We start from the raw sequence: 20,130 nt of genomic DNA on the forward strand, positions 1-20,130 counted from the left end.
GTGCGAAAGTTGAGTCAGAGTGAGTTGAGGAACGCCAGTAGCGCCCAACGGTCCACAAGCGGCAGGCGCGTGTAGCGCTCCTGGGCCGGCGCGGCCTCGCCGCCATGCCACAGCACGGCCTCTTCCAGGTCGCGAGCCCGCCCGTCATGCAGGAAGCGGGTGTGGCCGTTCACCGCTTTCACGAGGCCCACGCCCCACAGCGGCGGGGTGCGCCACTCGGTGCCGGTGGCGAGCCCGTCCGGACGGTCATCCGCGAGCCCTTCGCCCATGTCGTGGAGGAGCAGGTTCGTGTAGGGGCGGATGCGCTGGCCGGACAGTTCGGGGAAGCCGGGTACGGCTTCCGTCTCGAAGACTGTGTCCACGTGGCACCCCGCGCAGCCGATGGCGCCGAATACCGCCTTGCCGCGCAGGACGTCGGCGGCTGCCCAGTCCCGGCGCTTGGGCACGGCGACCAATCGCGCGTAGATGAGCAGCGCGTCCAGTTCCTTGGGGCTGACCTCGGGTGGGGCGGCATCGTCGGCCTCGCGTCCCTGCTCGTGGGGATACAGCTCCGTCGTCAGTCCCATGTCGGTGACGAGCGCGTGTGCCACCTGCTGGTGCAGCGTGGGTTGGTTGGCCTTCCAGCCGAAGCGCCCCATCCGTGTCTGGCCCGTCGCAGCGTCCCGCACACGGTTGGCCCGGCCGGAGATGCCATTCTGGTCACGGTCCTCGGAATCCTCGTGGGCCAGTACCGCCGCCTCGGGGATGGCCTCGAGCAGGCCGAGGCCGAAGTTCGCGGGCGCGACACGAGGGGAGAAGCGGGTCTCCGCTCCGAGGGGCCCCTTCGACAGCTGGGTGAAGCGGTAGCGGGGCCGGTGGAGGACGTAGGTCTCGCCCGAGGCGAACCGGCCGGTGACTTCTTCGTACGTCACCTCGACGCTGCCCTCCGCGCCGGTTCCGTCGACATGGCGAACGTCGAGCTGCGCGCCATACACCGGATGCGGCCCACGGCCGTCTGGCCCGCTCAGCTGGAACGCGAGGGAGACGGGCGTCTCGCTCGGGGAGGCGGGGGGCTGGCCGCGTCCATCCTTCACGTGGCAGGTCATGCACGAGGGCGCGTTGAACAGCGGCCCCGCTAGGATGGGGCCATCCACGTCCGTCCAGTCGCGGCCGAAGACGCGCTTGCCCGCGTGGAAGTCCTCCCAGCGCGTCCGCGGCATGTTCATGGGGGCACGCCCGAAGGCGTTCCTTCCTGGGTCCGGCACGGAGCCCCGTCCGCCAGACAGCTCCTCTCCAGGCTCCTGCGTGACGGGCAGGGCGCCCAGCTCGAGAGGTCGGGGCGGTTGGTGCGTGCTCGCCCAGACGGCGGCGATAGCGATGGCTCCGACCGGAATGCCTGGAAGGTACAGCCGCCTGCGCATCAGAACGTCTCCCGGGGGAATGCCGACTCTCTTCCCGTGACGCGCTTCGAGGCGAAGCGCCATCCGCGTCCGCGAGGTGTGCACCCCTCGCGCCACGAGGCGCGCAGCCATGCTGCTGCTGGGAGCGACGGCGTTCGCGAGGACGAGGCGCGTGGCCATGTAGCGCGCTCCGCTACAGGGCGGCGGCGTGTGTGTCGTTCATTGCCACAGACGCGGTGTGTCGCGCTCCACCTGGGAGGAGGGCGCGAGCGGTTCTTCAGGCCGGCTGCGCCGCTTCTGCCGCGGTGAGTCGCTGGTGCGCCTGCGCAGTCAGCTCGAAGGAGCGCAGCCGCGCGGCGTGGTCGTAGACCATTCCCGTCACCATCAGCTCATCGACTCCCGTGAGTCGAATGAACGCGGACAGGCCCTGCTGAACGGTGTCGGGCGCGCCGATGATGGAGTACTTCAACGCGTGGTCGGCGCTCGCGCGGTCCACGGGCGAAGCCACGGAGTCGATGTCATCCACCGGAGGCGGGAGCTGACCGGGCGTGCCGCGGCGCAGGCGGATGAACTGCTGCTGCACGGAAGTGAAGAGGCGCTGTGCCTCCGCATCCGTATCCGCCGCGAAGACATTCACACAGGCCATGGCATGGGGCCGCTCGAGCGACTCGGACGGCTTGAAGCGCTCCCGGTAGATGTCCAGGGCCTGAAGCAGGGCATCGGGCGCGAAGTGGGAGGCGAAGGCGAACGGCATGCCCAGCATCGCCGCGAGCTGCGCGCTGAACAGGCTGGAGCCGAGCAGCCAGATGGGCACCTTCAAACCCGCGCCCGGCACCGCCTGGATGAGCTGCCCCGGCTCGGTGGGCTCGAAGTACGACCTCAGCTCCACGACGTCCTGGGGAAAGGTGTCCGCGCTCGCCGCCAGGTCCCGCCGCAGGGCGCGCGCCGTCAGCATGTCCGTGCCCGGCGCCCGGCCGAGCCCCAGGTCGATGCGCCCCGGGTAGAGCGCCTCCAGCGTGCCGAACTGCTCCGCGATGATCAGCGGCGCGTGATTCGGCAGCATGACGCCGCCCGAACCCACCCGGATGCGCTTCGTCCCCCCGGCCACGTAGCCGATGACCACGGACGTCGCCGCGCTGGCGATACCCGTCATGTTGTGGTGCTCGGCCAGCCAGAAGCGCTTGAAGCCCCAGTCCTCCGCGTGCCGTGCCAGGTCCAGCGTGTTCCGGAGCGCGTCGGCCGCGGTGGAGCCCTGCGTGACGGGCGAGAGGTCGAGGACGGAGAAAGGAATCATGTGGCCCCTACTAACGCCGTCCCTGGGGCCTCCGCTTGCCCATGAACAGGGTATGCCGCGTCCCCTGGGTGCCATGCGCCGCCGGGTGCAGCACCTGGACGGTGAAGCCCGCCTGCTCCATGCGGCGTTCGAAGGCGGGGGAGGGCCCGGCGCTCCAAACGCCCAGTACGCCTCCTGGCCGCAGCGCCTGGACGGCGTGCGCCAGCCCCACGCGCCCATAGAGGCCGTGGTTGTCGGGGTGGGTGAGGGCGGTGGGGCCGTTGTCCACGTCGAGCAGGATGGCGTCATAGGTCCCGGACTGCCGGGCCATGTGCTTGCCCACGTCGAGCTCCACCACGGTGACGCGCGGGTCCTCCAGAGGCGCTCCGGCCAGCGGCGCGAGCAGCCCCCGGTTCCACGTCACCACCACGGGGAGCAGCTCCGCCACCGTGATACGCGCGTCGGGACCCAACCGGTCCAGCACCGCGCGGGTGGTGTAGCCAAAGCCCAGCCCACCCACGAGCACCCGGACGCCGCTGCGGCCCGCCAGCCCTTCACAGCCGGCCTCCGCCAGCGCTTCCTCGGAGCCGTGCTGCCGGCTGGACATCAGCGTCTGTCCCCGCACGCGGAAGACGTACTCGTCCCCGCGCCGGGCCAGGGTGACTTCCCCCACGTCCGGGACTTCTGCGCGCTCCAGCGTCTCCCAGGGCTTCATGGCCGGGCTCTTCGCGCGGAGGCGGCCCGGCGTCAAGCCATGACGCCGGGCCGGGGCACATCCGTGGACGCCCGGGCTAGGCCGAGCGCTTCACGTCCTTCGAGGTGTCCACCAGCACCTTGGCGAAGGTGAGCCCGTCCGGGCCCGCATCCGCCTGGATGTGGTCGCCCGGGACGAACTCGCCGCCGAGGACCTTGAGGGCCAGCGGGTCCAGCAGGTTCTTCTGCACCGCGCGCTTCAGGGGGCGCGCTCCGTACGTCGGGTCGTAGCCGCGCTCGGCGAGCAGCTCGCGCGCCTTCTCCGTCAGCTCCAGCGTCAGCCGCTTGTCGGCCAGCAGCTTGGACAGCCGCGCCAGCTGCAGGTCCACGATGCGGTAGATGTCCTTCTTCCGCAGCGGCTCGAAGATGACGACCTCGTCCACGCGGTTGAGGAACTCCGGCCGGAAGTGCGCGCGCAGCGCGTCCATCACCTCGTTGCGCGTGCGCTCGTCCAACTCCTCCTTGCCCGCCATGCCGGCCTGGATGTCCTGCGAGCCGATGTTGGACGTCAGGATGAGCACCGTGTTCTTGAAGTCCACCGTGCGGCCCTGGCTGTCCGTCAGCCGGCCCTCGTCGAGAATCTGGAGCAGCACGTTGAAGACGTCGTGGTGCGCCTTCTCGATTTCGTCGAAGAGGACCACCGTGTACGGCCGCCGGCGCACCGCCTCGGTGAGCTGGCCGCCTTCCTCGTAGCCGACGTACCCCGGAGGCGCGCCGACCAGCCGGGCCACGGAGTGCTTCTCCATGTACTCGGACATGTCGATGCGGACCATGGCCGAGTCGTCATCGAAGAGGAACTCCGCCAGCGCCTTGGCCGTCTCCGTCTTGCCCACGCCCGTGGGGCCCAGGAAGATGAACGAACCGATGGGGCGGTTGGGGTCCTGCAGTCCGCTGCGCGCGCGGCGCACGGCGTTGGACACCGCCTCGATGGCGCTGCGCTGGCCAATCACCCGGTCCGCCAGCCGGTCCTCCATGTGGACCAGCTTCTGGACCTCGCCCTCCATCAGCCGCGAGACGGGGATGCCCGTCCACTTGGCCACCACCTGGGCGATGTCCTCCGCGTCGACCTCCTCCTTGAGGAACTTCTGGTTCTTCTGCAGCTCGGCCAGCTTCTCGTTCTGCGTCTTCAGCTCCTTGTCGAGCGAGGGGATGACGCCGAACTTCAGCTCCGCCGCGCGGTTCAGGTCGCCCTGGCGCTCGGCCGCGGCCTGGTCGTTCTTCGCCTTCTCCTGCTTCTCCTTCAGGCTGCGGATGGCGCCAATGGCCGTCTTCTCCGCGTCCCAGTGCACCTTGAGCGCGTTGAACTTCTCGCTGAGGTTGGCCAGCTCCTTCTCAATCTGGCCCAGGCGCTCCTGCGAGTGCGGGTCCGTCTCCTTGCGCAAGCCCTCCCGCTCAATCTGGAGCTGCGTCATCTTCCGGCGCACGTCGTCCAGCTCCGTGGGCATGGAGTCGATTTCGATGCGCAGGCGGCTGGAGGCCTCGTCCACCAGGTCGATGGCCTTGTCCGGCAGGAACCGGTCCGCGATGTAGCGGTGGCTCAGCGTGGCGGCGGCCACCAGGGCGTTGTCCTGGATGCGCACGCCGTGGTGCACCTCGTAGCGCTCCTTCAGGCCGCGGAGGATGCTGATGGTGTCGTGCACGCTCGGCTCGCCCACCAGGACGGGCTGGAAGCGCCGCTCCAGCGCGGCGTCCTTCTCGATGTGCTTGCGGTACTCGTCCAGCGTGGTGGCGCCGATGCAGTGCAGCTCGCCGCGCGCCAGCGCCGGCTTGAGCATGTTGCCCGCGTCCATGGCCCCTTCGGCCTTGCCCGCGCCCACCAGCGTGTGGAGCTCGTCGATGAAGAGGATGACCTCGCCCGCGGCGTCCGCGATCTCCTTGAGGACGGCCTTGAGGCGCTCCTCGAACTCGCCGCGGTACTTCGCGCCAGCCACCATGGCGCCCAGATCCAGGGACACCAGTCGCTTGTTCTTCAGGCCCTCCGGCACATCGCCATCGACGATGCGCCGCGCCAGTCCTTCCGCGATGGCCGTCTTGCCCACGCCGGGCTCGCCGATGAGCACCGGGTTGTTCTTGGTGCGCCGGCTCAGCACCTGGACGCACCGGCGAATCTCCTCGTCACGGCCGATGACGGGGTCGAGCTTGCCGGAGCGCGCCGCCTCTGTGAGGTCGCGGCCGTACTTCTCCAGCGCCTGGTAGGTGGACTCGGCGTCCTGGCTCGTCACGCGCCCGGAGCCCCGGACGTCCTTGAGTCCGGACAGCACGCGCTCCCGCGTGACGCCCGAGGACTTCATCACCTCGCCCACCGCGCCCTTGTCGTGCGTGAGCGCGAGCAGCAGGTGCTCCGAGGAGATGAACTCGTCCTTGAGGGACTTGGCCTCGTCCTCGGCCTTGTCGAAAGTCTTGAGCAGCCGCTGGCCGAGCATCGCGCTCTCGCCCCCCTGCATGCGGGGCAGCTTCTGGAGCGCTTCGCCGAGCCGCGCGGCGAACAGCTTCGCGTCTGCCCCGATCTTCCGGAGCAGGGGGTCGACGATGCCGTCCTTCTGGCCAAGCAACGCAGCGGCCAGGTGCTCGGGCTCGTACTGCGGATTGTCCGCCCGACGAGCCAGGGCCTGACCCTCGTGGATCGCCTCCTGCGCCTTCACTGTGTACTTGTCGAGTCGCATGCCTCCAACGTAAGAGTCGCCCACCCCTTGGCAAGCAGCGCACGTGGCGCGACGATTCCGCTTTTCCGGAATTGTTTGGACTCCTGGTAACCGCCCGCTTTTCAGGGTGCCGGAGTTGCCAGCGGGTATGATGCCGGGTATAGGCGGCGCCCAATCCCCTGGGGGGCTGAAACTGAAAGCACACGGCGGATATCTCCTACGACTCGAGAGCTTCGGCGGCCTGGAGCTGCTCCGGTTGGCGCGTGAAGCGCTGGCGCTGGACGGTGCGATGGGCGCGACGGGGCTGAAGGTGTCCGTCAACCGGCGCCGCAAGGTGGTCCGTCTGGCGTACGTGGCTCCCTTCACGGAGGGACGGCAGGGCGCGCACTGGTACGCGGCCCACCACGCGCTCCCCCGGCTGCTCTCCCGGGCGACGAACGCCGCCGTCCAGGCCTACGTCTATGATCCAGACGAAGGCGAGCAGGTCATCGCGTACGGCAACGGCCGGCGCGTGGGCGGCGAGCGGGTCGTCTACGAGGACGTGGAGCTCCCGGTGCCGCTGGACCAGATGGACGACGCGGCCTTCAAGCACATGCAGGAGCGCTGGCCGATGGGCCACCTGGCGTACGTGTTCGGCCTGACGCGCAAGGAGCTGCTGCGGCTGCCGCGCGTGGCTCCGGGCCACGAACTGGCGCTGGAGGGCCGTGACGCGGAAGGGGCCGCCGTCCTGGAGGCCCTCCTGCCGACCTGCCAGGTGACGCTGCCGGAGTCCGACGCCCTCTGAGGAGGGTTACTCCGCCTGCGGCCCGTCCTGCACGGCCATGGCCTCGCGGACGCGCTGACTGCGGAAGTACTGCCCCAGAATCGCGAAGGTGCCCGCCACCACCACGGTGCCGAAGACGGCGCTCCCCACGCCCATCGCGCTCAGGATTTCGCGGGAGGTCTCGACGGTGATGTCCGGTGGGAACTCGGGCATCTTGCTCATCGGCTCCGCCAGCGCCGCGAAGAGGCGCTGCTTGGCCACGGACATCTGCGCGCCGTCGATGGTGCGCAGCCCGGCGGCGATGATGGCCGCGCGGCTCAGGACCCGGCTCAGGGTGTCGCGGTGCAGGTTCTCCGGATTCAGCATGCGCGCCGCGGACACGCTGACAAAGGCGCAGGCAACGGCCAGCAAGCCGAGCAGCACCGCTCGCGGCTCCCGCATGGGCTCCAGCGCCGCGTAGTAGACCTCGAAGATCTTCGGGTCGAGCGCCGGGGCGCCGGGAAGCCGAGGCAACTCCTGCTCCATCCGGAGCGAGCGCGCTTCGTAGAAGTTCGCCATCTCGACGGCTTCCATCAGCGCCGCCCAGCCCGTGAGGATGGAGAGCACGAGGCCCACGATGGCGGCGAAGCGAATGCCGCCGGGCAGGCCCTTCCTACTGGAGTGCTTCACCGCTTGGTCGCCTCCACGTAGCGCAGGCGGAGGTCCGCGAGCAGCCCGTCGAAGAGCTTCTCTTCCTCGGCCGTGAGGTTGCCCCGCGTCTTCGTGCGCAGCATGGACAAGAGGTCCAGGTTCTGCCGGGCCAGCGGCAGGTCCTTCTCCGTCTGACCCGTTTCAGGATTGGGCGCACCTCCCAGGTGGATGAGCACCGCGGTGCCCAGCCCCACGATGAAGGTGCTGAAGGAAATCGACTCCTCGGACGCGGAGCGCGCTTCCCCCCGCATCACGAAGGTCTCGCCGCGCTTCTCGTCCCCGGAGCTCATGCGGAGACCGGCCCCTCATCGTCGGAGGTCTCGTTCGAAGCGGTGGCGGCCTCGTCGTCGCTCTCGGCCTCGTCGGCGCTCTCGTCCTCGTCGGCGTCGCCATCCGTCGACTCGGCGGCGGCGGAGGTCTCTGCCTCATCGCTGTCGTCGTCCGTGTCGTCGTCCTCGTCCTCGAAGTCATCCTCTTCGTCGTCGAAGTCGTCGGCGTCGTCGAGCATGAGCGTCTCAACGGGGACGGACTTCTCCGCCACGTCGGGCAGGCCCTGGAGGTGGCGCTCGTACTCCGTCTCGTCGAGCTGGCCTGAGCGCACGTACCGCTCCACGGTGCGCTTATCGAGGTACTTCGGGTCCGCCGAATCCGCCATGGTTCAAATCCTCAGAATTGCTTGGAAAACAGCGCGGCACCTTATAGCAGGGTGGCCATCTGTCAACGCCGCCGTCCCGCCTTCCAGAGCCGATGAACGCACCGTCCCGCCCGCACCTTCCCCGCGGTCCTTACTTGCTGTGCGACGACTCCGTCCTGCCGGAGATTTCACTGGTGGACAAGGCGGCTCGCCTGGTGGCCGGCGGGGCCCGGGTGGTGCAACTGCGCATGAAGCGCACCCCGGTCCGTGAGGCGCTGGCCGCCACGCGGCAGGTGGTGGCGCTGTGCCACCGGGAAGGCGCGCTGTGCCTGGTGAACGACCGGGTGGACCTGGCGCTGCTGGCGGACGCGGACGGTGTGCACGTGGGTGACGAGGACGTGCCCGCCGAGGATGCGCGCGCGCTGCTGGGGTCTGGCCGTCTGGTGGGCGTCACGGTGCGAGACGTGGCGGGCGCCCGGGCGGCGCAGGCGGCGGGGGCGGACTATGTGGGGCTGGGGCCCATCTTCCCCACGTCGACGAAGCAGGTGCCCGCGCCAGTGTTGGGGCTGGAGACCTTCGCGTCCGTGGTGCGTGACAGCCCGCTGCCCGTGGTGGGCATTGGTGGGGTGGGGCTGGTGAACATCGCGAGCGTGGCGGCGGCCGGGGCGCACTGCGCGGCGGTGGTGTCCGACGCGCTGCTCGCCGCGGATATCACCGAGCGTGTGAGGCGGCTGGTGGCCGCGTTTGAACAGGGGCGCTCCGGGGCATAGCCTCGAAGCCAGGAGCTTCCATGAACAACCATTCGCGTCACCACGGGCCGGCGCCGCGCCGCCCCAACATCGGCATCACCCCGGACTGGAGTCCGGCCGGAGAACAGCCCTTTGCCCGCTATGAGCTGAAGGTTCCGTACGCGGACGCCGTCCTTCGCGCGGGCGGGCTGCCCTTCGTGTTGCCGTATTCGGACGAGCCGGCCTGCGTGGAGTCCTATCTGGACCGCATCTCCGGCGTGCTCGTCACGGGCGGCGCGTTCGACATTCCTCCGTCGGCCTACGGCGAGGATGCGCGCGAGGGCCTGGGGGCGCTGAAGGAAGGGCGCACCGCTTTCGAGGCGGCGCTCATGCGCGGCGCGCTCAAGCGCAACATGCCGGTGCTGGGCATCTGCGGCGGCATGCAACTGCTCAACGTCATCCTGGGTGGCACGCTGTTCCAGGACATCGGCCGTGAGGTGGAGGGCGCTCGCGAGCACGAGCAGAAGCACGACCGCACGCACCCGCAGCACCCGGTGGACGTGAAGAGCGGCACGTTGCTGGCGGAGGCGGTGGGGTATGGCCAGTTGATGGTCAACTCCACCCACCACCAGTCGGTGCGCGGCGTGGGCAAGGACGTGACGATTACCGCGGTGGCGCCGGATGGCGTGGTGGAGGCCATCGAGTCCTCCGTGCACACCTTCGCCGTGGGCGTGCAGTGGCACCCCGAATACATGTCCACGACCATTCCGGTGCACGTGGGGCTCTACAAGGCGTTCGTGCAGAAGGCACGCGAGCACCGCCGGTGAGTCCCCGCGTCCTCCTGCTGGCGGGGTTGGAGCCCACGGGACGGGCAGGGCTCTTGGCGGATGTCGCCGCGGTGCGCGCGCTGCGGGGCCAGCCGGTGGCGGTGCCCACCGCGCAGACGGCGCAGGGTGTCCGCACCTTCACCTGGACGGCCTCGCCGCCGCGCGTGCTGTCCGCGCAGGTGGCCGCCGCGCGCGAGCTGGGGCCGGTGCACGCGGTGAAGTGCGGCATGGTGCCCGCGCGCGCGCAGCTCGAGGCCGCGCAGCGCGCCCTGGAGGACACGGGCGCGTGGTGGGTGGTGGACCCGGTGGTGCGCACCTCCCGGGGCGAGCCGCTGACGCGCTTGTCCGCACGGGCCTACCTGTCTCTGGCCGGGCCGCGCGTGGTGCTCACGCCGAACCTGGATGAAGCAGCGTGGCTGCTGGGGCGTCCCGTCGCGCGCACCGTGGATGAGGCCGCGGAGGCCGCGGAGGCACTGGCACAGCACGGCTTTGGCGCGGTGCTGGTGAAGGGCGGGCACTTGCCGGACACGCAGGGGCTGGCGGACGTCCTGGCCGCGCCGGGCCGCGTGCGAGTGCTGGAGGGCAAGAGGCTGGCGCGCGCCCCCGGCCGCCGGGGCACGGGGTGTCGGCTGGCGTCCGCGCTCGCCACGGAGCTGGGGCGGGGCCGCGCGCTGGAGACGGCGGTGCGCTCGGCCCGCGCGCTGGTGGTGCGCTACCTGCGTACGGGCTCGGAGTAGGTCGAAGCCGCTGCTCCCCGCGAACCGGCAGGGGCGGGTGTGATGGACACCGCGCCCCGCGCGAACGCGGAGGGTTGCTACTCGCTTCGAGATCGGCTCTCGAAGCGGGTGTACTCGGCCAGGAACACCAGGTCGATGGAGCCGATGGGGCCGTTACGCTGCTTGGCGACGATGAGCTCCACGGGGATGACGGTGTTCGACTGCTGCGCCGGCTGCCCGTCGGGGCCCGCCTCGTCAGACGTCTCACGGTGGATGAACATCACCACGTCGGCGTCCTGCTCGATGGAGCCAGACTCACGCAGGTCTGACAGCAGGGGCTTGCCGTCCTTGCGGTCCTCCACCTTTCGGCTGAGCTGACTGAGCGCGATGATGGGCACCTCCAGCTCCTTGGCGAGCTGCTTCAGCGCGCGGGAGATTTCGGCGACCTCCAACTGGCGGCTCTCCACCTTGCCCTTCTGATGCATGAGCTGGAGGTAGTCGATGACGATGAGCGACAGGCGCGGGTCGCGCTGCTTCACGCGGCGGGCCTTGGCGCGCAGGTCGAACGGGGACAGGCCGCCTGAGTCGTCGATGTAGATGGGCGCGTTGTAGAGCGCGCCCGCCATCTCCTGGAACTTCTCCTCGTCGTGCGGCGTCAGCCGGCCGCCGCGCAGCTTCTTCATGTCCACGCGCGCGGTGGAGGCCAGCAGACGCATCAGCAACTGGTCGGCGGGCATTTCGAGGCTGAAGATGCCGACGGCCTTGTTCTCCTTCAGCGCCGCGTGCACCGCGATGTTCATCGCGAAGGACGTCTTGCCGATGCCGGGACGCGCCGCGAGGATGATGAGCTCGCCGGCGTGCAGGCCGGTGAGCTGGTTGTCCAGGTCGATGTAGCCGGTGGACAGGCCCGTGATGCCCGTGGCCGCCGCCTTCATCTTGTCGAGCAGGTCGAGCGTATGCTCCATCAGCTCGCTGACCGGGCGCAGGTCGCCCTCGCGCTTCTTCTCCGCGAGGAGGAACACCTTGCGCTCGGCCTCGTCGAGCAGCACCTCCAGCTCGCCCGTCTCCTGGCTGGCGAGGTCCTGGATCTCCCTGCCCGCCTGGGCCAGGCGGCGGCGGATGGCCTGGTCCTTGACGATCTGCGCGTACTGGACCGCGTTGGACGCGATGGGCACCACCTGGTCCAGACGCATCAGGTAGGCCGGGCCGCCCACCGACACCAGGTGGCCCAACACCTTCAGCTCCTCGGCCAGCGTCAGGTGGTCCACCTGTCTCGACTGGCCGTCGAGCTTCAGCATCGCCTCGAAAATCTGGGCGTGCGCGGGGCTGGAGAAATCCTCTGGGTGGACGACCTCGCCTACCGCGGCGATGAGCGTGTTGTCCGCCAGCACGGCGCCCAGCACGGCGCGCTCCGCGGCGAGGTCCTCGTGGACCTTCCGACCCTCTCTGAACTCGTGGACGTTCTCCATGGCAGCCCGCCCACTCTACAGGCAGGGCTGACACAACCAAATTTGCTGCCACAGCCCTGTAGCAGTGACGCTTACCCCTCCAGTCCCCACTTCTGGAGGAACGCTTCACGCCAGGTGCGGCTGAGTACGACGGAGCTCCCGTCCTTGAGGACGAGGATTCCATCCCCGTGGCTCCACGGCTCCAGGCGGGCTACCGCGTCCAGATTGACGAGGTCGCCCCGATGCACCCGGACGAAGCGTGAGGGGTCCAGCCGCTCCTCCAGGGCGCGGAGCGTCTGTCGTACCAGGTGCTCGCCCTGGCCCGTGTAGAGCCGCACGTACTTGTCCTCGGCTGACAGGCGCCAGACGTCCGCCAGCGGCAGGGGGACCCAGGCCTCGCCCACCTTCACCACCAGCCGCTCCAACGGACGGCCCGCGGGGGCCCGCCTCAGCTCCGCTAGCAGGGACTGGAGCCGCACGGTGTCCGGCATCCCGCTGCGCAGCACCGCATGGGCTTTATCGAGCGCCCGGCCGAAGCGCTCCGCGTCGTAGGGCTTCAAGAGGTAGTCCACCGCCTGCGCCTCGAAGGCCGCCAACGCGAAGGCGTCGTACGCGGTGGAGAAGATGACTGCGGGGCAGTGCTCCGGGCCCAGGGCCTCCAGCACCTCGAAGCCGGTGAGACCGGGCATCTGCACGTCGAGCACCAGCAGGTCCGGATGCAGGGCACTCACCTGACTCAACGTCTGTGTCCCATCCGCCGCTTCGCCCGCCAGCGCGAAGCGCACGTCCTCCGCCAGCAGGCGCTTCACCTTCGCCCGCGCGGGCGCTTCGTCATCGGCCACGAGCACCTGGAAGCGCGTCATGCCGCGGCCTCCCGTGGCAGCCAGAGCGACACGCGCGCGCCGCCCTCGGGGCCGTGGCTCCGCTCCAGGCGCGCTCGGCCCGCGTGGAGCAGCGTCAGGATGCGCTCCAGGTGCGACAGGCCCACGCCGGGGCCGGACGCGGGGGACGGCGTGCCGAAGCCGCGCCCCGTGTCCTCCACCTCCAGCCACCACATGGCGCCGTCCTCCCGGGCCCGGATGCGCACCTCCAGCGCCTCTGGCCGGTCCTGGTTGTGCTTCACCGCGTTCTCCACCAGCGCTTGCAGCGCGAAGCAGGGCACCTGGGCGCCGTCCAGGCCGGGGGCCACGTCCCAGCGCACCGTCACCCGCTCGCCGAAGCGCGCGGCCAGCAGGGCCACGAAGCGCGCGGCCTGCGTTCGCTCCTCGGCCAGCGTCCACGTGGGCTCGCGCCGCTCCATGCTCGCGCGCAGCAGTCCGCCCAGGTCGCTGAGCAGCCGGTCCGTGCGCGCGAGGTCCTCGTACATCACCGCGCTGACGGTGTTCAGGGCGTTGAAGAGGAAGTGCGGATGGAGTTGCCCGGTGAGCGACTGGAGCTGGGCCGCTCGTAACTCGGCCTCCAGCGCGGCCTCCCGCAGCGCCCGCGCCTGACGCTCCTTCCAGGTTTGGAGGAAGCTCCAGAGCGTGGCGGTGACCGTGTACGAGATGAGGTCCTTCTGCGCCTCCATGGGGATGCGGAAGGCGAGCGCGCCATAGTCGTAGGTGCCCCAGCCGAGCAGCGCGTACATCAACTGCCGCGCCCCCACCATCAGCGCGGTGTGCAGGCCGGTGAAGAGCACGAAGGCCACGGCATGGATGCCCAGGAAGCGCCCCCAGCCCACGCGAGGGCTCGGTGCGTTGACCACCGCCGTGTAGAGGATGGGCATGACGGCCCAGACGCCGAGCGCCCCGGTGATTTCCCAGAGGAAGGGACGGGAGCCCGGGAGGGTGCCGCCGTCCCCGAGGATGGTGAGCCACAGCGTGAGCCCCATCCACAGGCCGATGAGCAGGCAGACGCCCAACAGCGCCAGCGCCGGCTTCGCGCGGATGCGGGGCCACTTCCAGTCGATGCCGGCCTGGGGCGGAGAGGGCGTCATGGGCGTCGTCAGGCAGTATGCACTGGGGCGGCGGCGTGGATGGGCGCGGCCCGTTTCGAGCGAGCCGGCATCCCGAAGCACGCTCGCAGCCAGGGCAGCCGGGCCACTCCTTCACACAGGCCCCAGGTGAGACCGAACGTCAGCGTGAGCACCGCCAGGAAGAGGCCCCAGGGGCCCACGGGCCAGTCCACGACCGCGAAGCCGACGATGACGATGACCGTCTGGTGGAGGATGTAGAACGGGTAGGCCCGCTCGCGCGCGTACCGGAGCCAGGGGCGGCGGACGCGGATGCAGGCCCGCGCCCACGCCAGGGCCGTGAGGATGAAGAGCCACTGCAGCGCCGTGCGGCCCAGCGTCTCCAGTGGGAAGGCGTACTCGTTCGGCGGCACCATGACGGCGAAGAGCAGGCCGCAGGCGCCCAGCAGCGCCTTGCGCCGGGCCACCAGGTGCTCCACGGCGCGAGGACACCGGCCCAGCAGGTGTCCACCGATGAAGAAGAGGCCGAAGTGGATGAAGGCTCGCGGGTCGTCGAGCAGCGCGTGTGTCTGGGGGAAGCGGCGCAGCAACACCTCGTTGAGCGCGAGCGGCAGTAACAGCCACGCCACGTTCCAGCCCCGGCTCAGCCACGCCTCGGCGCGCTGGAGCCAGGCCTGGCCGCTCGCCGTGCGCAGCGCCGCGAAGAGGGGCAGCGCGAGCAGGCAGTAGATGAAGAGGTACGCGACGAACCACAGGTGGTGCCAGCTGAAGCTGCCGGCGGGGTAGGGCACGAAGCTGAACACGGACGGGTAGAAGTCCGCGTAGCTGCCCTGGAACGTCCCTCGCTGGAGCCGCTCCACGTAGATTTGCGGCGGCACCACGACGAACATGCCGAAGACCAATGGGCCTAGGAGCCGCTTCGCGCGGTCCCCGGCGAAGGTGCCCAGCGAGCGCCGCCGCAGCGCGAACGCCGTGCCCAGTCCGGAGATGCACATCAGCAGCGGCATGCGGAGGTGATGCAGCACCTCCATGGGGGGCTCCAGCCACGGCAGGACCTGGACGCTCTTCACGTGCCAGCCCCAGGTGTTGAACATCATCCCGGTGTGGAACAGGTGCAGCAGGAGGATGGCCACCACGCGGAGCCAGTCCAGGTCCGGGCGGTGCTCATCGGTGAGGGGCGGGGGGGCGGTGGTGCTCATGCGCGAGCCTCCTTCCGCTCCGGGATACGCACCGCGCCCCGAGCGCTCCACGCATCTGTCGCCAGCCGGTTTCACGGAGGTGTGAGCCGGACGGGCGGGGCGGGGCGGGGCGCAAAGGAAAAGGCCGCCCGGGTTGCCCCGGACGGCCCTCTCTCACTTCAGTGAAGCCCGCGGAGGATTACTCCGGCAGGACCTCGAGCTTGATCTTCGCGACGACGTCGCGGTGCAGGCGCAGCTCCACCTCGTAGTTGCCCAGGGCCTTGATGGGCTCGGGCAGGTGGATGTGGCGGCGGTCGATGCTCTGACCCTCGGCGGCAACCGCCTCCGCGATGTCCAGCGCCGTGACGGAGCCGAACAGCTTGTCCTGATCGCCGACGCGGCGCTTGATGCTGACCTTGATGGCGCCGATCTTCTTCGCCTGCTCCTCGGCCGCGCCCTTCAGCTTGGCGTTCCGAGCGGCGATGACCGCCTTCTCATGCTCCAACTGGCGGAGGTTCTGCTCGCTGGCCAGAACCGCCTTCTTGCGGGGCAGGAGGAAGTTGCGGCCGAAGCCGTCCTTCACGGTGACGAGTTCCCCGGACTTGCCCAGGTTCTCGATGTCCTCACGCAGAATGACCTTCATGTTCAGTCTCCTGTGCGGACCGGCGGACTAGCCGACCACCGCGTTGTAGGGGAGGAGCGCGATGCCACGGGCACGCTTGATGGCCACCGCCACCTCGCGCTGGTGCTTGGCGCAGTTGCCGGAGATGCGGCGGGGGATGATCTTGCCGCGCTCGGTCACGAAGTACTTCAGCGTCGCTTGGTCCTTGAAGTCCACCGACGCGTTCTTCTCCGCGCAGAAGCGGCAGACCTTCTTGCGGCCGAAGCCGCGGCCACCACCGCGCTTGTCGTCGTCGCCGCCCAGCCCGCCGCCGCGGTCGCCGCGATCACCACCGCGGTCACCCCGGTCACCCCGGTCTCCACCGCGCGAACCACCACCGCCGAAGCCACCACCGCTGCGGGCGGCGGGGGCAGAGGCCGTCTTGCTATCCGTTCCGTTGCTCATGAGCGTTCTCGTATCCTGGAATGGTCTCTAGCGAATTGACCCAGAAGGCCCTCAGGCCTCCTCGGACGACTCCTCCTCGGAGTCGCCGCCCTGCTCCTCGGAACCCTCGGAGCGGAAGCCACCCTCGCGCTCCGTGGAAGCGCCCGGACGGGTCTCCTCCACGTCGCCGGCCAGCTTCACGTCCTCGAGCACCGGACGCGTCTCGGGGTCCACCTCGTCCGCGAGCTTCACGGAGATGTAGCGGGTGACCTCGTCCAGGTTGCGGAGGTTGCGCTCGATTTCCGCCACCAGCTTCGCGCCACCCAGGAAGTGGGTGTGCACGTAGATGGCGCGGGGCTGCTTCGCCACGGGGAACAGGGTCTTCTTCTTGCCCCACACCGTGAAGCGGATGACCTTGCCACCCTCACGGGAAACGATGCCGCGGACGCGCTCCTTGAGCTTGTCCACGTTGTCGTCCGTCAGGTCCGGCTTGACCAGGAAGATGGTCTCGTACTCACGAAGCCGCGTCGCGGCCTGCGTCTCAGCCATTGTTTTCTCTCCCCTTGGGGTCGAGTGCCCTCCGGTGAATCCAGAGAGCGGGGAAACGGCCAGCGGACCTGAGAGGCCCACCGCCGGGGACGGGAAACCGCGCGCCCGTCACCCTCGCGCTACGTCCCGTGTACCAACACGGGAAGCTGGAAAAGAACATCCCACCGGGTCATCCCCGATGAGGGAACGGGCCTTCTATGGGGGCCCCCCCGCCAAGTCAAGCGGCCGGGCGCCCCGTCTGCCGGCCTGTAGGGGTGCCTGGGGCCCGCCTCAGGCCTTCCGGTTGAAACGGTTCATGGCGACTGACAGCCCTTCGCGGATCCACAGCTCCGTCATGTCCATGGCCCGGTCGATGAGCGCATCCATCTCCCGGCGCTCGCCGTCGTCGAAGTTGGACAGGACGTAGCCGGACACGCGCTCGCGGGCGTTGGGGCCCTCCGGCTTGCCAATGCCGAAGCGCAGGCGGATGAAGCCCTCGTCGCCCAGGCTGGAGACGATGCTCTTGAGGCCGTTGTGGCCGCCGCTGCCGCCGCCGGCCTTGAGCTGCAGGCGGCCCAGGGGCAGGTCCAGCTCGTCATGAATGACGAGCACGTCCGTGACCGGCACCTTGAAGAAGCGCGCCGCCTCCGCGACGGAGCGGCCCGACAGGTTCATGAACGTCTGGGGCTCCACGAAGAGGACGCGCTCGCCCGCCAGGGTGCCCTGGCCGACCTTGGCCGCGAACTTCTCCTGGTTCAGCTCCGCGCGCGCCCGCGACAGCAGCGCCTCCACCACCATGAACCCGATGTTGTGCCGGTGCCGCTCGTACTCGCGCCCCGGATTGCCCAGCCCGACGATGAGCTTCATGACGTGGCTCCCGAAACGAGAAACGGGGCCAGCCCCTTACCGGGCCGGCCCCGCTCCAGAAGGACCGCAGAAGGCGACAGACTACTTCTTCGCCGGGGCCTTCGCGTCCTTGGCCGGAGCCGCCTTCGCGTCCTTGGCCGGCGCCGCCGCGGCAGCCGCCGGGCCCGCCTCCACGGCCTCCGGCGCGCTGATGACGGCCAGGGTGTAGTTGACGTTCGTCTTCACCGACACGCCCTCGGGCAGCTTCAGATCGTTGATGTGGAGCACCTCAGCGATCTTCATCGGCGTCACGTCCACTTCGATCTTCTCGGGGATGGCGCCCGGCAGCGACCACACCTCGATCTCACGGCGGGCCTGGGTCAGCAGACCGCCGTCCGCCACACCCTGCGCGCGGCCGGTGAGCACCAGCGGCACGTTGACCTTCACCTTGTCGGTGGGGCGCACGTCCAGGAAGTCCGCGTGCAGGATGGCGCGGGTGACGGGGTCCATCTGGTAGTCCTTCAGGAGCACCTGGCGGTCACCGCCCTCCACCTTGATCTGGATCAGGGTGTTGAACTTGTGCGGGGTGTTGATGGCCTGGCGGACCGCCTTGGGGTTCACGGAGATGTGCACCGGCTTCTCCAGGTGCTTTCCGTAGACGACGGCGGGAATCAGACCCTCGGCGCGCAGGCGGCGGGCAACGCCCTTGCCGGAACCCTCACGCGGCTTGGCCTCGAGGGTGCTCGTATTGACGGACATGGAATCCTCACGGATGGGACTGCGGGTGCCACCGGCGGCCCTGGCGCCCTCGGCATCCCGCCCCAGTGGCGGGCCCCGAAGACGGCGCCTGTGAAGACCTCCGATGGAGGGCCGTGCACATGCCAGCCGGAGGGCCTGGAGTCAAGCCACCCGGCGGGCAAGCGCGCGCCGGCTCAGACGAACAGCGAGCTGAGCGAGTCGGCGCGGTGGATGCGGGCAATGGCCTCGCCGAAGAGGCGCTCGGTGGTGAGCAGGCGGATCTTCGAGCAGGCCTGCGCCGCCGGAGACAGCGGCACGGTGTCCGTGAAGACGACCTCTTCCAGCACCGAGTCCTGGATGCGCTGGATGGCCGGGCCGGAGAGGATGGGGTGGACCGCGTACGCCACCACGCGCCGTGCGCCCTTGGCCTTCAGCGCCGCGGCCGCCTGGGCGAGCGTACCGGCGGTGTCCACCATGTCGTCCACCAGCACCGCGTCCTTGCCGCTCACGTCGCCGATGAGGTTCATCACCTCCGACGCGTTGGGGCGGGGACGGCGCTTGTCGATGATGGCCAGGCCCGTGTTCAGCCGCTTGGAGTACGCGCGGGCGCGCTCCACGCCGCCGGCGTCCGGCGAGACGATGACCAGCTCCTGCGACTCCGGGAAGCGCTTGCGCAGGTCCTCCAGGAACACCGGCGAGCCATAGAGGTGGTCCGAGGGGATGTTGAAGAAGCCCTGGATCTGCCCCGCGTGCATGTCCATGGACACCACGCGCCCGGCGCCCGCTGACTCCAGCAGGTCCGCGATGAGCTTCGCGGTGATGGGGGTACGCGGCGCCACCTTCCGGTCCTGACGGGCGTACCCGTAGTACGGAATGACGGCGGTGATGGAACCAGCGCTCGCCCGCTTGAGCGCGTCACACATGATGAGCAACTCCATCAGGTGATCGTTCGCGGGCGGGCAGGTCGACTGGAGGATGAAGACATCGTGGCCGCGGACGTTCTCGCCGATCTCGACGTGAATCTCCCCGTCCGAGAACCGACCGACCTCCGCCTTGCCCAGAGGGCGCTTGAGGTACTCGCAGATGCGATGCGCCAGGCCGGGATTCGAGTTCCCGGCGAACACCTTGAAGTCACGCGGCTGCATGGTGGGGCCGCTGACTAACCTGTACGCGGACGGAAGGAAAGAAGTCGTTAGTCCAGGTCCGCTGGCGCTGCGACGAGCATCCCGGCTTGCGCCTGATGGAGGTGTCGCTCGTACTCCATCAGGATGACGCGTTCCATTTGACTCCGCGTATCCGCGTTGAGCGGGTGGGCAATGTCCTTGTACGTCCCATCCTTCCGCTTCTTGGCTGGCATCGCGATGAAGAGCCCGGTCGAGCCGTGAATGACCTTCAAATCGCGAATGACGAAGCAGTGGTCCAAGGTGATGGTGACGTACGCCTTGAGCTTGTCCTCTTCGACCGGAAACACCCGGACGTCGGTGATGTTCATGGTCCCCCCCCGAACCCGAAAGGTCGGAGCTGAAGGGAAGCCTGGGACATACCGGGTGCCAAATGCAAGCGCGGGCGCGAGGGAGATTTGCGCCACTGTTCAATGCCCCCACAGTCCGCCGCTGCGAGTGGAGGCTAGGTCAGCATTTGCGGCCAGTGCATGACCAGGTGGGTCAGGAACGCGAGGTGGTAGACCACGATGACGGCATACACGGCGGCGCCCAGCCGGATGGCGATGCGGCTGGCCTTGAGGTGCCGGTGGATGCACAGCAGCCACAGGCCCGCGTTCACGATGACCAGCTTGGAGAACATGAAGAAGAGCGGGGACTGCTCATAGGCCTCCCGCATGATGGGGTTGAGCTCCTCGGCCACGCCCAACTGGAGGAAGAAGAGGGTGAACAGCCCGTCCAGCAGGTTCAGCATCAACAAGGCCACGGACGCCGGTGACAGGTAGAAAGAAGCCCTGTTGCCCCACGCCCCCCCCCGCATCTGTTCGATCG

The 20,130-nt window shown here is 69.3% G+C and carries 23 protein-coding genes; 4 read left to right on the top strand and 19 right to left on the bottom strand.

Annotation, left to right across the window (positions count from 1 at the left end; genetic code table 11):
• Nucleotides 1–14 precede the first annotated feature (14 nt).
• The 4 genes from HNV26_RS20485 to clpB all read right to left on the bottom strand — a co-directional run bounded on the left by HNV26_RS20485 (nt 15) and on the right by clpB (nt 6,068).
• Complete coding sequence (locus HNV26_RS20485) at nt 15–1,400, bottom strand: di-heme oxidoreductase family protein (RefSeq protein WP_171442381.1); 1,386 nt, start codon at nt 1,398–1,400, stop codon at nt 15–17.
• A 256-nt stretch (nt 1,401–1,656) separates the two neighbouring features.
• Nucleotides 1,657–2,673: an LLM class flavin-dependent oxidoreductase gene (locus HNV26_RS20490; protein ID WP_171442380.1), complete on the bottom strand. Its 1,017-nt coding sequence runs from the start codon at nt 2,671–2,673 to the stop codon at nt 1,657–1,659.
• Nucleotides 2,674–2,683: 10 nt separating this feature from the next.
• Nucleotides 2,684–3,367 carry a spermidine synthase family protein gene (locus HNV26_RS20495; RefSeq protein WP_171442379.1) on the bottom strand — a complete coding sequence of 228 codons (684 nt, stop codon included), beginning with the start codon at nt 3,365–3,367 and terminating at the stop codon, nt 2,684–2,686.
• A 76-nt stretch (nt 3,368–3,443) separates the two neighbouring features.
• On the bottom strand, nt 3,444–6,068 hold the full coding sequence (gene clpB, locus HNV26_RS20500; protein ID WP_171442378.1) for an ATP-dependent chaperone ClpB: 2,625 nt from the start codon (nt 6,066–6,068) through the stop codon (nt 3,444–3,446).
• A gap of 127 nt (nt 6,069–6,195) precedes the next feature.
• Between clpB and HNV26_RS20505 the strand changes: the two genes are divergently transcribed.
• Nucleotides 6,196–6,831, top strand: coding sequence for a hypothetical protein (locus tag HNV26_RS20505; RefSeq protein ID WP_253816840.1), 636 nt, complete (start codon nt 6,196–6,198; stop codon nt 6,829–6,831).
• A gap of 6 nt (nt 6,832–6,837) precedes the next feature.
• On the opposite strand, the gene HNV26_RS20510 is transcribed toward HNV26_RS20505, so the two are convergent.
• From HNV26_RS20510 to HNV26_RS20520, 3 genes are read right to left on the bottom strand one after another with little or no spacing between them, the layout of a single operon-like run.
• Nucleotides 6,838–7,479 (bottom strand): hypothetical protein, encoded by a 642-nt coding sequence (locus HNV26_RS20510; RefSeq protein ID WP_171442377.1) that lies wholly within the window; start codon nt 7,477–7,479, stop codon nt 6,838–6,840.
• Nucleotides 7,476–7,790, bottom strand: a complete 315-nt coding sequence (locus tag HNV26_RS20515; protein WP_171442376.1) for a DUF1844 domain-containing protein — start codon at nt 7,788–7,790, stop codon at nt 7,476–7,478. The genes HNV26_RS20510 and HNV26_RS20515 overlap by 4 nt, the downstream gene beginning before the upstream one ends.
• Complete coding sequence (locus HNV26_RS20520; protein ID WP_171442375.1) at nt 7,787–8,155, bottom strand: RNA polymerase subunit sigma; 369 nt, start codon at nt 8,153–8,155, stop codon at nt 7,787–7,789. The genes HNV26_RS20515 and HNV26_RS20520 overlap by 4 nt, the downstream gene beginning before the upstream one ends.
• Before the next feature lie 92 nt (nt 8,156–8,247).
• On the opposite strand from HNV26_RS20520, the gene thiE reads away from it, so the two are divergent.
• The 3 genes from thiE to thiD are packed head-to-tail and all read left to right on the top strand — an operon-like array spanning nt 8,248 to nt 10,426.
• Nucleotides 8,248–8,904, top strand: coding sequence for a thiamine phosphate synthase (thiE, locus tag HNV26_RS20525; RefSeq protein ID WP_171442374.1), 657 nt, complete (start codon nt 8,248–8,250; stop codon nt 8,902–8,904).
• A 20-nt stretch (nt 8,905–8,924) separates the two neighbouring features.
• A complete protein-coding gene (locus HNV26_RS20530) occupies nt 8,925–9,689 on the top strand; it encodes a gamma-glutamyl-gamma-aminobutyrate hydrolase family protein (RefSeq protein WP_171442373.1) in 765 nt (254 codons plus the stop codon).
• Nucleotides 9,686–10,426 (top strand): bifunctional hydroxymethylpyrimidine kinase/phosphomethylpyrimidine kinase, encoded by a 741-nt coding sequence (thiD, locus tag HNV26_RS20535; RefSeq protein ID WP_171442372.1) that lies wholly within the window; start codon nt 9,686–9,688, stop codon nt 10,424–10,426. Before HNV26_RS20530 ends, thiD begins: the two co-directional genes overlap by 4 nt.
• A 77-nt stretch (nt 10,427–10,503) precedes the next feature.
• On the opposite strand, the gene dnaB is transcribed toward thiD, so the two are convergent.
• The 12 genes from dnaB to HNV26_RS20595 form a co-directional block, all read right to left on the bottom strand.
• Complete coding sequence (dnaB, locus tag HNV26_RS20540; RefSeq protein ID WP_141590240.1) at nt 10,504–11,874, bottom strand: replicative DNA helicase; 1,371 nt, start codon at nt 11,872–11,874, stop codon at nt 10,504–10,506.
• A gap of 71 nt (nt 11,875–11,945) precedes the next feature.
• A complete protein-coding gene (locus HNV26_RS20545) occupies nt 11,946–12,716 on the bottom strand; it encodes a LytR/AlgR family response regulator transcription factor (protein WP_171442371.1) in 771 nt (256 codons plus the stop codon).
• Nucleotides 12,713–13,828, bottom strand: a complete 1,116-nt coding sequence (locus HNV26_RS20550) for a sensor histidine kinase (protein ID WP_171442370.1) — start codon at nt 13,826–13,828, stop codon at nt 12,713–12,715. The genes HNV26_RS20545 and HNV26_RS20550 overlap by 4 nt, the downstream gene beginning before the upstream one ends.
• 8 nt (nt 13,829–13,836) lie before the next feature.
• Nucleotides 13,837–15,003, bottom strand: coding sequence for an acyltransferase family protein (locus HNV26_RS20555; RefSeq protein WP_171442369.1), 1,167 nt, complete (start codon nt 15,001–15,003; stop codon nt 13,837–13,839).
• 178 nt (nt 15,004–15,181) lie between these two features.
• Complete coding sequence (gene rplI, locus HNV26_RS20560; protein WP_171442368.1) at nt 15,182–15,625, bottom strand: 50S ribosomal protein L9; 444 nt, start codon at nt 15,623–15,625, stop codon at nt 15,182–15,184.
• A gap of 27 nt (nt 15,626–15,652) precedes the next feature.
• Nucleotides 15,653–16,048, bottom strand: a complete 396-nt coding sequence (gene rpsR, locus HNV26_RS20565; protein ID WP_090491552.1) for a 30S ribosomal protein S18 — start codon at nt 16,046–16,048, stop codon at nt 15,653–15,655.
• Nucleotides 16,049–16,099: 51 nt separating this feature from the next.
• Nucleotides 16,100–16,576: a 30S ribosomal protein S6 gene (rpsF, locus tag HNV26_RS20570; protein WP_171442367.1), complete on the bottom strand. Its 477-nt coding sequence runs from the start codon at nt 16,574–16,576 to the stop codon at nt 16,100–16,102.
• 270 nt (nt 16,577–16,846) lie between these two features.
• Complete coding sequence (gene pth, locus HNV26_RS20575; protein WP_171442366.1) at nt 16,847–17,422, bottom strand: aminoacyl-tRNA hydrolase; 576 nt, start codon at nt 17,420–17,422, stop codon at nt 16,847–16,849.
• A gap of 81 nt (nt 17,423–17,503) precedes the next feature.
• Nucleotides 17,504–18,160: a 50S ribosomal protein L25/general stress protein Ctc gene (locus HNV26_RS20580; protein WP_171442365.1), complete on the bottom strand. Its 657-nt coding sequence runs from the start codon at nt 18,158–18,160 to the stop codon at nt 17,504–17,506.
• Nucleotides 18,161–18,333: 173 nt separating this feature from the next.
• Nucleotides 18,334–19,284: a ribose-phosphate pyrophosphokinase gene (locus HNV26_RS20585; RefSeq protein ID WP_011555049.1), complete on the bottom strand. Its 951-nt coding sequence runs from the start codon at nt 19,282–19,284 to the stop codon at nt 18,334–18,336.
• Nucleotides 19,285–19,331: 47 nt separating this feature from the next.
• Nucleotides 19,332–19,631 carry a septation regulator SpoVG gene (gene spoVG, locus HNV26_RS20590; protein ID WP_002634160.1) on the bottom strand — a complete coding sequence of 100 codons (300 nt, stop codon included), beginning with the start codon at nt 19,629–19,631 and terminating at the stop codon, nt 19,332–19,334.
• Nucleotides 19,632–19,765: 134 nt separating this feature from the next.
• Nucleotides 19,766–20,128 carry a DUF5658 family protein gene (locus HNV26_RS20595; RefSeq protein ID WP_171452855.1) on the bottom strand — a complete coding sequence of 121 codons (363 nt, stop codon included), beginning with the start codon at nt 20,126–20,128 and terminating at the stop codon, nt 19,766–19,768.
• Nucleotides 20,129–20,130 lie beyond the last annotated feature (2 nt).

This window comes from Myxococcus xanthus (assembly GCF_013116825.1).
Classification (GTDB): Bacteria; Myxococcota; Myxococcia; order Myxococcales; family Myxococcaceae; genus Myxococcus; species Myxococcus xanthus_B.